10 protein-coding genes are annotated in these 14,844 nt (G+C 62.6%); 5 read left to right on the top strand and 5 right to left on the bottom strand.

Translation table 11 applies throughout. The annotated features are described in order from the left end of the window. Window position 1: 1 nt before the first annotated feature. Window positions 2–703, top strand: a complete 702-nt coding sequence (locus IMCC21224_RS08035; RefSeq protein WP_047994906.1) for a hypothetical protein — start codon at window positions 2–4, stop codon at window positions 701–703. 152 nt (window positions 704–855) lie between these two features. Here the strand turns inward: IMCC21224_RS08035 and der are convergent, their stop codons facing one another. Genes der through IMCC21224_RS08020 form a run of 3 tightly spaced genes read right to left on the bottom strand, consistent with a single transcriptional unit; the run spans window position 856 to window position 4,412 of the window. After that, window positions 856–2,316: a ribosome biogenesis GTPase Der gene (gene der, locus IMCC21224_RS08030; protein WP_047994905.1), complete on the bottom strand. Its 1,461-nt coding sequence runs from the start codon at window positions 2,314–2,316 to the stop codon at window positions 856–858. A 48-nt stretch (window positions 2,317–2,364) separates the two neighbouring features. Next, window positions 2,365–3,756, bottom strand: coding sequence for a PQQ-binding-like beta-propeller repeat protein (locus tag IMCC21224_RS08025; protein WP_369796016.1), 1,392 nt, complete (start codon window positions 3,754–3,756; stop codon window positions 2,365–2,367). Further along, window positions 3,756–4,412, bottom strand: coding sequence for a hypothetical protein (locus tag IMCC21224_RS08020; RefSeq protein WP_047994904.1), 657 nt, complete (start codon window positions 4,410–4,412; stop codon window positions 3,756–3,758). The genes IMCC21224_RS08025 and IMCC21224_RS08020 overlap by 1 nt, the downstream gene beginning before the upstream one ends. Before the next feature lie 248 nt (window positions 4,413–4,660). On the opposite strand from IMCC21224_RS08020, the gene IMCC21224_RS08015 reads away from it, so the two are divergent. Both IMCC21224_RS08015 and IMCC21224_RS08010 read left to right on the top strand, forming a co-directional pair. Then, window positions 4,661–5,989 (top strand): efflux RND transporter periplasmic adaptor subunit, encoded by a 1,329-nt coding sequence (locus tag IMCC21224_RS08015; RefSeq protein WP_047994903.1) that lies wholly within the window; start codon window positions 4,661–4,663, stop codon window positions 5,987–5,989. Continuing rightward, entirely contained in the window at window positions 5,986–9,759 is a 3,774-nt protein-coding gene (locus IMCC21224_RS08010) for an efflux RND transporter permease subunit (RefSeq protein ID WP_047994902.1), read from the top strand. Before IMCC21224_RS08015 ends, IMCC21224_RS08010 begins: the two co-directional genes overlap by 4 nt. Window positions 9,760–9,794: 35 nt before the next feature. Here the strand turns inward: IMCC21224_RS08010 and IMCC21224_RS08005 are convergent, their stop codons facing one another. Further along, window positions 9,795–11,609, bottom strand: coding sequence for an ABC transporter ATP-binding protein/permease (locus tag IMCC21224_RS08005; protein WP_047994901.1), 1,815 nt, complete (start codon window positions 11,607–11,609; stop codon window positions 9,795–9,797). A 237-nt stretch (window positions 11,610–11,846) separates the two neighbouring features. Between IMCC21224_RS08005 and IMCC21224_RS08000 the strand changes: the two genes are divergently transcribed. Then, window positions 11,847–13,472 (top strand): hypothetical protein, encoded by a 1,626-nt coding sequence (locus IMCC21224_RS08000; protein WP_231582039.1) that lies wholly within the window; start codon window positions 11,847–11,849, stop codon window positions 13,470–13,472. After that, complete coding sequence (locus IMCC21224_RS07995) at window positions 13,469–13,987, top strand: hypothetical protein (protein WP_047994899.1); 519 nt, start codon at window positions 13,469–13,471, stop codon at window positions 13,985–13,987. Before IMCC21224_RS08000 ends, IMCC21224_RS07995 begins: the two co-directional genes overlap by 4 nt. Window positions 13,988–14,009: 22 nt before the next feature. On the opposite strand, the gene truA is transcribed toward IMCC21224_RS07995, so the two are convergent. Then, window positions 14,010–14,777 (bottom strand): tRNA pseudouridine(38-40) synthase TruA, encoded by a 768-nt coding sequence (gene truA / locus IMCC21224_RS07990; RefSeq protein ID WP_047994898.1) that lies wholly within the window; start codon window positions 14,775–14,777, stop codon window positions 14,010–14,012. Window positions 14,778–14,844 lie beyond the last annotated feature (67 nt).

The raw sequence follows: 14,844 nt of genomic DNA, 5'->3' as shown, positions 1-14,844 counted from the left end.
CATGGCACGTCTTTGGTCGCTCTTGACGGTGATCGCTGCAATTGCTTTTGCAACCTCGCCGCTCCTTGTTCCCGGATTTCGTGGATTTACTGCCGATCAGTTCCCGATCCCACAGGTTGATGCTCCGGTTCAGCCAGCCGGGTATGCCTTTGCAATCTGGGGTCTGATTTATGCCTGGCTCATCGCGGGGACGGGCTTTGGCCTGTTGCGCCGCGTTGCAGATCCTGACTGGGCCGCCATGCGTCCGCCGCTGGCGCTCAGCCTCCTGATCGGAGCAACATGGCTGCCGGTGGCCATGATGTCGCCGCTCTGGGCTACGCTGTTGATCTGGATCATGCTGGCAGCCGCTTTGCTCGCGCTGTTTCGATGCGGCGATACAGACCGCTGGTGGCAGCAATTCCCGGTTGCGATCTACGCAGGCTGGCTTACGGTGGCCTGCGCGGTATCCCTCGGACTGCTGCTGGCAGGGTTTGGGCTGATGACACAGACCCCGGCGGCTCTGCTGGCATTGCTGCTGGGCCTAGGCGTTGCCCTGGTCGTGCAATACCGCCTGCACCGTGCGCCAGAATATGGCATGACGGTGATCTGGGCTCTGGTCGGTGTGATTGTCGCCAATAGCCAGCCGCTCAACATCGCGGTGGCTGGCCTCGCAACCTTGGGGATTCTTGCAATTCTATCACTGCGGGGCACCGACACCGAATAGGCCCGGCCACGGTCTTGCGGATAAAACTGCGGTCAAACCGAGGGATGCCCTGACCGCAACACCCATCGCCGTGGGTGACATATGGGCTCACCTCGCCATATACTCCGGAAACCTGCGTGCGCCGCAGGCGCACACCGCGGGATCACCTCGGGCTACCTGCCCGAGGGGCGCCCCTTGCCCAGATGCTTGGTCAGGGCGCCGGCGTTGACCTTGCGCCGTCCCTTATAGGGGTTCTTGTCAGACTGACCGCGCATGTACAGCCGGATCGGCGTCCCCGGCATGTCAAAGCTTTCGCGTAAGCCATTGACAAGATAGCGCGAATAGCTGTCGGGCATCTTGTCGGGATGCGAACACATCACCACGAAACCGGGCGGGCGGGTTTTGGCCTGGGTCATGTAGCGCAGTTTGATCCGTTTGCCTTGCGGCGCGGGTGGTGGGTGCTGTTCCAGCATCCCGGCCAGCCAGCGGTTCAGCTGCGCTGTGGTCACACGTCGGTTCCAGACGGCCTGCGCCTTCATGATTGCCGTATGCAAACGGTCCAACCCTTTGCCGGTCTTGGCCGAAACCGTGACCAGCGGCGCGCCGCGCAACTGGGGCAAGAGCCGCGTGAATTCTTCGCGCAGTTCGCGCAACTTGGCCTGCTTGTCCTCTTCAACGTCCCATTTGTTGACCGCGATCACCACAGCGCGGCCCTCGCGTTCAGCCAGATCCGCAATCCGCAGATCCTGCTGTTCAAACGGTATCGCCGCGTCCAGCAGAACCACCACTACTTCGGCGAATTTCACCGCGCGCAGCCCATCCGACACCGACAGCTTTTCCAGCTTTTCCTGAATCTTGGCCTTTTTGCGCATGCCAGCGGTGTCAAAGATCCGCATCGGCACATCGTCCCAGTCGACCTGCACCGAGATTGCGTCGCGTGTGATCCCGGCCTCGGGGCCGGTCAGCAGGCGTTCCTCGCCCATGATCTGGTTGATCAGCGTCGATTTGCCCGCGTTCGGGCGTCCGACCACGGCAATCTGCAATGGCTTCGCCTTGGTGATCGGGCGCGGCGCATCGGGATCATCCTCGCAGACATCAACATCCGTCTCGGGCGCATCCTCTTCTGCGCGTTCCTCGTATTCGTCTGCCAGCGGCATCAATAGCGCATAGAGGTCATTTAGCCCCTCACCATGCTCGGCCGACAGGCGGATCGGCTCGCCCAATCCCAGGCCCCAGGCTTCGATCACACCGGAATCGGCGGCAGAGCCTTCGCCCTTGTTCGCGGCCAGAATCACATGTTTGGCGCGTTTCCGCAGGATTTCGGCCAGAACCTCATCCATCGGCGTCACACCGGTGCGGGCGTCGATCATGAACAGGCAGATATCTGCCATATCCACCGCCCGTTCGGTCAGCTTGCGCATCCGGCCCTGAAGCGACTCGTCAGTGGCCTCTTCCAGCCCGGCGGTGTCGATCACCGTAAAGCGCAGATCCCCCAGCCGCGCCGCACCTTCGCGCAGGTCGCGTGTCACGCCGGGCTGGTCATCGACCAGTGCCAGACGTTTGCCCACAAGACGGTTGAACAGGGTGGATTTGCCCACATTGGGGCGGCCCACGATGGCGAGGCTAAAGGTCATAGAGGTGCTCCGAGGCGCGTCAATCCGCCCCTCTACCGCAAACCGGCGTCAACGGAAAGCGTGCAATTGCCCCTTGCCCGATACAACATACAGCACACCACCCGCCACGATCGGTCGCGTGGTCGCGCCGCCGTCGATAGGCGTACTGCTGATCAGCGCGCCATTCTCGGGGTTAAAGGCCCGCAACTGCCCGTCAGATGAGGCAACGATCAGCTGCCCGCCCGCCAGAACCGGGCCATGATGCGCATAGGCTGAATCGCGCCGCTTTTGCGGTTTGCGGGTGGGTTCATAGCCCGGCAGATCCACCGCCCAGATCCGCGACCCGTCCCGCGCATCAACGCGGATCAGCTGATAGCGATCTGAGACAAAGAACACCGAATCCCCGGCCGGCCAGACCGCATCCAGCGCCCCGTCAAGCGCGGTCCAGCGCCGTTCGCCACTGTCGACGTCAAAGGCCACCAGCCGACCAGAGTGATTGCCCGCATAGACTGTGTTGCCGTCAATCAGCGGATCGCCGGTGATGTCGCTGACGGTCGAGATGGCAAAACCTTCGCGCGATCCGACAACATCAGCGTTCCACAACCGCAGCCCGCCCTGAAGAAAGGCCGACTGAATCGTACCATTTCCAAAGGCAAAAATCACCCGCTGGTCATTGACCGCAGGGGCCGGTGCCCCAGCCACATTATTGGTGTCGGCAAGACCTTCGATCTGCCAGCGAACGCGGCCATCCTCGGCCTCGACTGCCCAGCCGATCTTGTCGCCCGACGTCAGATAAACCACGCCATTGCGCACCGTTGGTGCCCCCGTGGCAGCGACATCCAGACGTTGGGTCCAGATTTCAGCCCCGGTACCCGCATCCAGCGCGCTCAGCGTGCCAAACCCCGAAGAGACGTAGAGCCGCCCACCTTCGACCGCCAATCCGCCGCCCTGCGCCTGATCGCTCTTGTCGCGCAGCGGCGTCAAATCAAAGGACCACAGCGCGTCGCCCGAAGCGGCCGCGGTTGCGCGCACCATATTGGCACTGTCGATCGTGTAAATCCGACCGCCAGCCGCCACCGGATCAGTGTTCAGCCGCACCTTGCGCTTGTCGCCCTGACCGATTGACACCGACCAGGCCGGGTTCAGCGGCAGCGACAATCCGGGATGCGCGGTGCGGGCAAACGGGCTGACCGCGCTTTGGGGCCAGTCTGCGTTGACGGTCTGCACAGCCAGTGCAATCGGTCGGCTGCTGTTCTCGGGGATCGGGGATTCGCCGCTTGGCCCTTGCAGCACTTCGCGTATTCCCAGACGTTCGCCGGGCAGGACATCTTCGCGTTCAGTGCAGGCACCCAGCACGGTCAGGGCTGTCAGTCCGAGTGTGATCGTCAGATTGCGCAATGCCGTATCCCCGCCGTCTGTAAGTCGTCCGACCTTCGGTGCCATCACCGTTCGCCGCCTCATCAGGCCGCTCCCAGAGTGCCACCCAGCGACACAATCAACTGAGAGGCCCGACGGCGCAAGCCCGCCGTCACTTCTGAATCCGCAATGATCCGCTCTAACCGGCTGATCGCCGCATCGGTGTCGCCGGTTTCAATGTCGATCAGGGCAAGCTGCTCTTCGGCCAGCAGGCGCAGCGGCTGACCCGGCACCGAAAGCGCCTCGAATCCGGCGCGGCGGTCTTCGGCGCTCAGGGTGCCGGCAGCGCGGCTCAGCGCCTTGTAGCTGGCGATCTGGCGGTAGATCATCGGCACCTGCGGGTTGTCGGCGATCGCTTGCAGGGTTGCCGTGGCGTCTGCATCGTTGTCGGCATTGGCCTCTTCGGCGGCGATCAGCATGCTGAGGATCGCCTCGCCCCCTTCTTGTGACGGGGTGATGGCATGTAGCGCGGTGATCCGATCACTCGGGGCGTCATCCTTCAACGCCGCCAGAATGGCATCGCCAAACGCCTGAGCCGCTGAAATCTCTTGCGCTTTGGTATATTCGCGCCACGCGGCACCGCCCACCAGCAGCAGCACGGCCAAAACCGCGATCCAGCCATAACGTCGCGCCAGATCGAAAACCCGGTCGCGGCGGACCTCTTCGGTGACTTCGTCGATGAAACTGTCGGTATTGCTCACGCCATGCCTCGCCTGAATATGTCTGGCCCTCTCTTAACGCGGGGCGGTTGCAGTGCCAAGGCATCTCGCAACTGCCTTATTGCCGTGCAGATCGCCAGCGCATATGTCAATCGCAGTAACATTACCCGCGCGACTTGCGAAACAGGCCGGAAATCCTTAATTTGAACCGACCGGTTTACCGTATAAGACATATTTAAACCCGGCCTCCAGCGGATCGTTTCTGCCGGACACGTATACAGGAAAAATGCATGCGCCTCATTCCGATCATTACAGCCTGCCTGGTGGCGGCCTTACTTTATGCGATTGTGATCGAGCGCGAGCGTCTGATGGCTTTTGTCCAGTCAAGCAGCCCAGCCATGTCCAATCCCGATGCACCTGCCCCCGAGAATGACGCTGATGTGACGATTGTGGCGACCCCCAAGGCCACGACCAAACCGCACGACGGCGCCGTCGCCGTAATGGCCCGCCGCTCCGTAGCGCGCGAAACCGACAGCGCGGTGATCCTGCGCGGAGAAACCCAGGCTCTGCGCCAGGTCGATGTGCTGGCCGAAAGCTCGGGTAAGGTGAATTCCCCCCCATTGCGCAAAGGGGCCTTTGTCGACGAGGGTGATTTGCTGTGTCAGCTTGACCCCGGCACCAGCGTCATTTCCCTGGCCGAGGCCAATTCGCGTCTGGCCGAGGCCCGCGCCCGCATCCCCGAGACCAAAGCCCGCGTCCCCGAAGCCGAAGCCCGCGTCGAAGAGGCCAAAGCCCAGCTCGAAGAGGCGCAAATCAACGCCAATGCCGCGAGCAAGCTGAGCCAGGGCGGCTTTGCCTCAGACACCCGCGTCGCCAACACGCAGGCTGCGGTGCGCAGCGCCGAAGCAGGCGTGCGTGGCGCCGAGGCCGGACTGACCGCCGCCCGCGCCGGGATGGAGGGCGTGGATGCCGCAATTCAAAGCGCCGAGGCCGCTGTTGCGCGCGCCCAGACCGAAATCGACAATCTCAAGATCCACGCGCCGTTTTCCGGCCTGCTGGAAACCGACTCGGCTGAACTTGGGGCGCTGCTCCAGGGCGGTGGTGGTGGCGGAGGCGCTGCCCTCTGTGCCACGATCATCCAGCTCGATCCGGTCAAGCTGGTGGGATTTGTGCCCGAAATGTCGGTGAGCCGGGTCGAGGTTGGTGCCGGTGCCCGCGCCCGCCTGATCGAGGGCGGCAGTGTCGAGGGCCGCGTTACCTTTTTGTCACGCAGCGCCGATGCGGTGACCCGGACCTTCCGTGTCGAGATTACAGTGCCCAACCCCGATCTTGCCGTGCGGGCCGGTCAAACGGCTGAAATCGCGATTGCAGCCGAAGGCGCGCTGGCGCATCTGTTGCCGCAATCCGCGCTAACGCTGGACGACAGCGGAGTCCTTGGTGTCCGCACCATCGCCGCCGATGGCACAGCGCTGTTTGTGCCGATCAATGTGCTGCGCGATACGTCAGACGGTATCTTTGTGACCGGCCTGCCTGACACCGCGGACGTGATCATCCTGGGACAGGAATATGTCACCGATGGCATCCCCGTCGCCCCGAGCTTCGAGGAGGTCATTCAATGACCGGCATCGTCGACTGGGCGTCACAGCACGCCCGCATGGTCATTGCGTTCATCGTGCTGTCGATTGTGGTCGGCTGGGTCACCTATACCTCGCTCCCCAAAGAGGGCGAGCCGGATATCGAAATCCCGGCGTTGTTTGTGTCGGTCCCCTTCCCCGGAATATCTGCCGAAGACTCTGAGACCCTGCTGGTCAAACCGATGGAGACGGAACTGGCCGATCTTGACGGATTGAAAAAGCTCGGAGGCACAGCCGCCGAAGGGTATGCCGGCGTGTCGATGGAGTTCGAATTTGGCTGGGATAAGACCAAGATCATGGCCGACGTCCGCGACGCCATGAGCAACGCCCAGTCCAAATTCCCGACCGGCGCCGAGCAATACACCATCACTGAAATCAACTTTTCCGAATTCCCGATCATCATCGTCAACCTGACCGGCCCTGTCCCCGAACGTACCATGACACGGGTGGCCAAGGATCTTCAGGACCGGCTCGAAGGGCTGGACGCTGTGCTTGAGGCCGGGATCGCCGGCAACCGCGACGAGATGCTTGAGGTGGTGATCGACCCGCTGCGGCTGGAATCCTACAACGTCACCGCAGCCGAGCTGATCTCGGTCGTGCAGAACAACAATCAGCTGATCGCCGCCGGCGAGGTCGAGACCCGCAACGGCACATTCAGCGTCAAGATCCCGTCCAGTTTTGATGACGCCCGCGACGTCTATGACCTGCCGGTCAAGACCAACGGCGACCGGGTTGTGACGCTGGGCGATCTGGCCCGCATCAACCTGACATTTGTCGACCGCACCGGCACCGCGCGCTTTAATGGCGAAAACACCGTGGCGTTGCAGGTGGTCAAGCGCAAAGGCTTTAACCTGATCGACACGGTGGCGCAGATCCGTGCCGAGGTCGAGGCCGAGCGCGCTGAGTGGCCGCCCGAACTGCGTGCTGCGGTTGCTGCCGGTACATCAAATGATCAAAGCCGTCAGGTGGACAGTATGGTGCGCCAACTCGAAGGGTCCGTACTGACCGCCATCGCGCTGGTCATGATTGTGGTGCTTGCAGCACTTGGCACCCGGCCCGCGCTGCTGGTGGGGTTCGCCATCCCGACCTCGTTCCTGCTGTGCTTTATCTTTCTGGCGCTGATGGGCGTCAGCGTCTCGAACATCGTGATGTTTGGCCTGATTCTGGCGGTGGGCATGCTGGTCGATGGCGCAATCGTGGTCGTCGAATACGCCGACAAACGGATTTCCGAAGGCTCCGGACCGATGCATGCCTATGTCGAGGCGGCCAAGCGGATGTTCTGGCCCATCGTCAGCTCTACCGCGACAACGCTTTGTGCCTTTTTGCCGATGCTGTTCTGGCCGGGCGTGCCGGGGCAGTTCATGGGAATGCTGCCGGTCACGCTGATCTTTGTGCTGTCCGCATCGTTGATCGTGGCGCTGGTTTATCTGCCGGTCATGGGTGGCGTCACCGGACGGTTTTCGCGCCAGCTCGACCATGCCACCGATGCGCTTAAGCGCCGCCTGCCGTGGGTCGCGCGGGCGCTGTTGGTGCCCGTGGTGCTACTGGGGTTATTCGCCGGGGCAATGACCATACTCAACGCCAACTACCTGCCGCCCATCGGCACCGCTGTCGCCGGGATCAGGGCCAATATGCCACCCGCCATCAGCCTGCCGCTGGCACTACTGGTGCAGGCGGCACCGTTCCTGATCTTTGCCGCTGCGGCGTCGATTGTGCTGGGTGCCGCCCGGATCGAGCACAAGGCCACGCGGGTCGACGGGCGCTACCGTCGCACTCCCTTTGGCAGGGTGATCCAGTTTGTCGCTGGAAATCCCGTCATGCCGCTGGTGACCATCGGCGCAGTTATCTTCTTTGTGATCAGTACATTCGGCTACTATGGCGCCAACAACAAAGGCGTGGAATTCTTTGTCGAATCCGAGCCAGAACAAGGCATCGTCTATGTCCGCGCCCGCGGCAACCTGAGCCTTGAGGAAAAGGACGCCTTGCTGCGCCGCGCCGAGACAATCGTCATGGCACATCCCGGCGTCATCACCGCCTTTGCCTTTGCCGGTGAAGGCGGGTTGAACAGCAACACCGGCGGCGCCGAGATCCCCAAAGACACAATTGGTCAGGTCCAGTTCGAAACGATTCCCTGGGAGGACCGCGCCGACCGGCCAGAGCTGGACGGCAATCAGGTGATTGATGAGTTAAGCGCGCAGTTGCTGACCATTCCCGGCGTGCAGACCGAGATCAAGGAACTGGCCCAGGGACCAGCCAACGGCAAACCCCTGCATCTGCGGATCATGGGCAACGACTGGGACAAGCTTTTGAACACCACAGCCGCCATGCGTGCACAGTTCGAACAGACCCCCGGCCTGACGCTGGTCGACGATACGCTGCCCTTGCCCGGCATCGACTGGCAGATCGACGTCGATGTAGAGAAGGCCGGGCGTTACGGCGCGGATGTGGCCACCGTGGGGGCGATGGTGCAGCTGGTCACTCGTGGTGTGCTGCTGGACACCATGCGGGTCGACAGCTCGGACGAGGAAATCGACATTCGTGTGCGCCTGCCAGAAGAGGACCGCGTGCTTTCGACCCTCGACACGCTCAAGGTGCGCACGGCCAGCGGTCTGGTGCCGTTGTCCAACTTTGTTACGCGCAAGCCAGTCGCAAAACTGGCCGAGATCAACAGGATCGGGCAAAAGCGGTTCTTTGACGTCAAGGCAGATGTCGCCCCCAATCTGGTCAAGCTGGTCGGCGACAACCCGGAACCGCTGGCCACTGTACTGATCCTGTCCGAAGATGTTGCGGCCAAACCGGGCAGCAACGAGCTGAGCGCCAGTGACGGCACCCGCTACCAGATTGTCAGCCTGGAGGATGGTGAAACCGCCGACACCCTGCAAAAGGGGCTGAAAGACGATGACCTGAAGGCCGTCTCGATCAATGCCAACGAACGGATCGAGACCCTGACAAAATGGATCACGGCCAATCCCCTGCCCGCAGGCATCGACTGGGAATGGACTGGCGATCAGGAAGAACAGGAAGAGAGCCAGGCGTTTCTGGGTCAGGCCTTTCTGGGGGCACTTGGGCTGATGTTCATCATTCTTCTGGCGCAGTTCAATTCGTTCTACAACGCCACTCTGGTGCTGCTGGCAGTGGTCATGTCCACGGCCGGCGTGCTGATCGGAATGCTGGTGATGGACCAGACATTCAGCATCATCATGACCGGCACAGGGATCGTGGCGCTGGCAGGGATTGTGGTGAACAACAACATCGTTCTGATCGACACATTTCAGGAATACGAACGCTACATGCCCCGGATCGAAGCCATCGTGCGCACAGCCGAGGATCGCATCCGCCCGGTGCTGCTGACCACGATCACCACCATGGCGGGCCTGGCGCCAATGATGTTTGGCCTGTCACTGGACTTCTTTGGCGGCGGCTATTCCATCGACAGCCCGACGGCGCTTTGGTGGAAGCAACTGGCGACGGCTGTGGTCTTTGGCCTTGGCATCGCAACGGTTTTGACGCTGGTCTTTACCCCGTCAATGCTGGCGCTGCGGATCTGGACGGTGACCTATGCAGGCTGGATCGCGCGGCTTCTGGCGCGCCTGTCGTTTGGCCGGGGCAGCAACGCGGCGCGGGACTGGGCACTGAACCGTGCAGCACGTCGAGTCCGTGCACCGACCATCCTGTGGGACGACGAACCAGAAGCTGAGCCCGCCACCGCCATGCCCACAAATCCACCCGGCCTACCGCTGCGCGCCGCGGAATAAACCTGCGCCGCGCGCGAATGTGCGCGGCCTGTCACTCAGGCCGCCTCGCCGTCCTCGGCCTGCTGGCGCTGCCACAACTGCGAATAGCGTCCCTGACGCGCCAACAGTGCGTCGTGCGTGCCCTGCTCAACCACCTCACCGTCCTGCAGCACCACAATGCGGTCCGCATCGGCAATGGTCGACAAGCGATGCGCGATGGTGATGACGGTGCGCCCTTCGGCTGCACGTTTCAGCGCGGTCTGGATCTCGGCCTCGGTCTCGGTATCCAAAGCTGACGTCGCCTCGTCCAGCAACAGGATCGGCGGGTTTTTGAGCAGGGTGCGGGCAATCCCGACCCGCTGTTTTTCCCCGCCCGACAGCTTAAGCCCGCGTTCGCCCACCATAGTGTCATAGCCCTCGGGCAGCGACTGGATAAAATCGTGGATCTGCGCCGCGCGAGCGGCATCAAAGATCTCGTCCTCGGTCGCACCGTCGCGCCCGTAGGCGATGTTATAGCCGATGGTGTCATTGAACAGCACCGTATCCTGCGGCACCACGCCAATGGATCGGTGCAGGCTGTCTTGTGTTACGTCGCGCACATCCTGCCCGTCGATGGTCAGCGCGCCACCGCTAACATCGTAAAACCGGAACAACAGCCGCCCAATGGTGGATTTACCCGACCCCGAAGGGCCCACCAGCGCCACGTTCTCACCTGCACCGACCCTGATCGACACACCCTTGAGGATCGGCCGCGCCGGATCGTAGCCAAATTTGACATCACGCAGTTCCACGACGCCGCCGCCGATCTGCACATCAGGCGCACCGGGTTTGTCGCTGACCTCGGCCGGTTGTTCCAGCAGATCGAACATCTGCGCCATGTCCACAAGGCTCTGCCGGATCTCGCGATACACCGTGCCAAGGAAATTCAGCGGCATGGTGATCTGGATCATGTAGGCGTTGACCATGACAAAATCACCAACCGTCAGCGCACCATTCTGCACACCAACCGCCGCCATCACCATGACAATCACCAGCCCTGTGGTGATAAAGAACGATTGACCAAAGTTCAGAAACGCCAGCGACGTGGCGGTTTTGATCGCCGCCGCCTCGTATTTCTGCATGGCGCGGTCATAGCGCCCGGCCTCGCGCGTCTCGGCGCCGAAATATTTGACGGTTTCGAAATTCAGCAGGCTATCGATCGCCTTTTGGTTGGCGTCAGTGTCCTGATCGTTCATCTCGCGGCGCAGCTTCACGCGCCATTCGGTGACCTTGAAGGTGAACCAGACATAAAGCGCGATGGTGACAGCCACCACTGCCATGTACCAGACATCAAACAGATAAAGCAGGATACCCAGGATCAGCGCCAACTCCAGAATCAGCGGCCCGACCGAAAACAGCATGAAACGCAGCAGGAAATCGACGCCTTTGACCCCGCGTTCGATGATCCGGCTCAGCCCGCCAGTCTTGCGCGTGATATGATAGCGCATCGACAATCGATGGATATGGGTAAAAGTCTCAAGCGCAAGCGTCCGCAATGCCCGCTGCCCGACCCGGGCAAAGACGCCGTCGCGCAGTTGCTGAAACCCGACGTTCATCAGACGTGCAATGCCATATGCGACGGTCAGGCCGACCGCGCCGATGGCCACGTCAGGCACCGTTCCATCCAGCCGGTCCACCGCCTGTTTGTATAGCAACGGGGTCGCCACGGCGATCAGCTTGGCCACCAGCAACAGACTGAGCGAAAGTGCCACCCGGTGCCGCACCCAAGCCGGATCTTTGGGCCACAGATAAGGGCCGACCCGCCGAATCGTACGCCAGCCCGAACGGCGCTCTTCGGCGGCAAGTTCGGCAGAGGAGATGTCTGTGGGCATAGGCGGATCCTTGGCTGTTACCGCCGGGATAAACTGGTGGGTTCAGATTGACCAGCCCGAGCCCCCAGATGCCGCCCGAGGTCAGGATTCAACGCGATTCGGACGCGCGCAATACAGGCCGTCAGCGCGGAAACATGCGCGATCCGGGTTCCCAAGCGGTCGGTGCGATGGCACTCTGTCACTATGCCCGATGTGTCTGCCTTTCCTCAGACCGCCTTGCGCGCGCCGTCTCAGGTCATGCGCCTACACCGTATGGGCGCGGCCTTTCCGACGCGGCTGTCGTTCCTGCGTGTGCTGCTGCGCCGTTTGGCGTCCGAAGGTGCCAGCATGCACCGTCCGGTCTGGAACATCGACGCCAAGGGGCATGGTCACGCGGTCTATACCATTCCGCTGGGTGGCCATGACTATTCGCTGGTGGCGGTGTCAACTGAGCTGCCGGACGACATGCGCACAGACCGGGTCATCGCAACGGCGTGGGACACCACCTATGTGCTCTATGACGGGATCCCGGACAATTGCGAGATCGCGCGCATCGTCGCCACCGCCCCGCATCAAGAGGCCGCGCGGTTCACCGAACGCGATCTGATCCTTAGCCGCGCCAACAAATCCGTTCGGCTATTTGCATATGTGGTCGAAAGCCTGCGTTCAGGCAGCCAGCCTGATCCGCAAAAGATCCGCGACGTTGGCTATCTCATGCGCACCACTGCGGTTTACGGCAATGGCAAATTCGGTATTGCCGATCGCACGCTCTATGCCCACCGGCCCGGCCTGAGCGGAGCGTTTGCCGCCGAGATGCTGACCGTCTGGCTGATCCGCAGCTTTACCCACGAGCTGGCTGAACATATCGGCGGTGTCAGATTGGCGCCTGCGCTCAAACGGTATCTGGGCATCGGCAATGCCACCGGGTTGGGAATGGCACCGTTTTTGGTGACACACCCGATGCTGCTGAACAACTGGATGATGGCGCGGGAAACGGCGCTGGCGCGGGTACGTGCCCTGCCTGCGGTGACCCGCGATCAGGCTGCCGAGTTGCGGCGCCTGGCCGACCGCGCCGCCGTTCACCTGACGCACTGGCAGATGGATGCCCCGGTGCATCAGGCCCGTGGCGACACGCTGCGCGCGCAATGGTCGCAGGTGCGCGGATGGCTGGATCAGGGAACCCTGAGCGCCCCACAGCCGTTAGACCTGATCATGACCAGAACAGAACCCCTCTCTCGCGACGTGCAGGAACTGACCGCCGCCCTGCTGATCGAACCCTTCGGCCCACTGGTTGACGGGCTGAGCGACTGCATGTCCGACCCGTTCGGGCCGCAGCAGGAACAGATCGACACCACCGACGCGCTGCGCGACACGATCGAGGCGCAGTTCGACTGGGCACTTGCCTGCGACTTTGATGACCCCGCGCAACGACATCGATTCTGGTATGTATCTGCGGAAAAGGGTGAACCACGCCTTGGTCTGCGCGATCAAGAGCCGGACGCGGGGCTGGAAAGCCCGCTCGACATTGCGGCGCGGGTACAGGCCCTCTGGCAGGCGCTGCCGGTGCAATCGCAGCCGCTGCGCGAATTCCGCCTCTGCCATCCTGAACACGAACTTGCCCTGACCCGTGTGCGCTGTGCAGCGCACGCGCCGTACGGAGAAATCCGCGACAATCTGATTGCCGCCGATTGCCTGCCCATCGACATGCTGCGCTGCAAGCTGGCGTTTTTTGGCGCCACCCGGTTCGATCCCAAATCCGACCGCTGGACCCGTATCACGCTGGCGCAGGGCGCACCGCTACCCGAGGACCTGGGCACGCCGGGCGCTGATGACTGGTGGTTGCCAACCGGACCCACCGACACACAGACCGGAGACTTTGCATGACCCATTCCGCAAACGAGCTTCAGACGCTGGCAACCAAAGCCGCGCGCGGCGCAGGATTTCCCCCGGCCCAAGCTGATCTGTTTGGCAGGGCGTGCCCGTTGCATCTGGCTCAGGGGGGCGGCGCGGCGCCGCTGATCGCGGCGCTGGCCAATCCCGCTGACAGCCCGATCCTGCGATTGCCACTGCTGATGGATGACGTCCTGAGCGCCGCCGCCGCGATGAGCGGCCCGATTGAGCTGACATTGCACAACGGCGATGACACGCTGGCACAGAGCTATGCGCATCTGCTGCCGGTGGCGGTACAGGATCAATCCATCATCACCCGCGACGCACAGCACCGCCTGCGGATCACCGTTGATCTGTCCGCCAAAACCTGCACAGCGTTGCCGCCCCGGATCATCGCCCCGTCCGAGCTGCTGAACCGTCTCGAAACACTGGCAGCGCGGACGTATGTGCCCGCAACGGATGCGTCACGCCGCACGGGTGCGGGTGCAGGTCTGATCGAAAACGACTGACCAACGTTCTAACCACATAGCTTCAGGCAAAAGGATCCTCGGGGTATCCCACATCCGTCAGATACAATCCCTGCGGCGGGCTGACCGGGCCACAGGCGGCACGGTCGCGCGCCTCAAGCGCGGTTTTTACATCATCAGGCGCCCAGCGCCCGGCACCCACCCGTTCCAGCGTGCCTATCAGGCTGCGCACCTGATTGTGCAGGAACGACCGCGCCTGGAACCGGGCGTGAATTTCGCGCCCTGCCGGTCCTTCAAATGTTCCGATCTCAAGCGCGTCCAGCGTCTTGACCGGTGACAGCGCCTGACACATCACCGACCGGAAGGTGGTGAAATCGTGATTCCCCACCAGATGCGCCGCCCCTTCTCGCATCGCTGCGACATCCAGATCGTGGTTCACCCGCCAGACCTGCCCGGCCTCAAGCGTCAGAGGCGCGCGCCGCGCGACGATGCGGAAAAGATAGCGCCGCTCGACTGCGGAAAACCGTGCGTGCCAGTCCGTGCTAACCTGTGCCGCCGCGACGACGGCCACGGGCAGCGGCTTGAGATGATAGTTCAGCGCCTCGGACAATCGGAACGCCTCCCAGTCCTTTTGCAGATCGCAGTGGCAGACCTGACCGCGACCATGCACCCCCGCATCGGTCCGCCCGGCGGCGGCAATCGTGTGCGGCCCCGGTTCGAGCCGCGCCAACGCCGCCTCGATGGCGCCCTGTACCGACGGCTGGCCGGTCTGTCGCTGCCAGCCGCAGAACGGTCCGCCGTTATATTCAATTTTCAGGGCATATCTGGGCATCCCGCCCCATAGCGCGGGCTTGCGCCGCGAACAATCCCCCGCACGGTACTGGCACCCGGCCCGTTGC

It is taken from the genome of Puniceibacterium sp. IMCC21224, assembly GCF_001038505.1.
In the GTDB taxonomy this organism is placed as follows: domain Bacteria; phylum Pseudomonadota; class Alphaproteobacteria; order Rhodobacterales; family Rhodobacteraceae; genus Puniceibacterium.
Note: the sequence above shows the minus strand (reverse complement) of the source record. Positions and strands in the feature narration are given on the sequence as shown.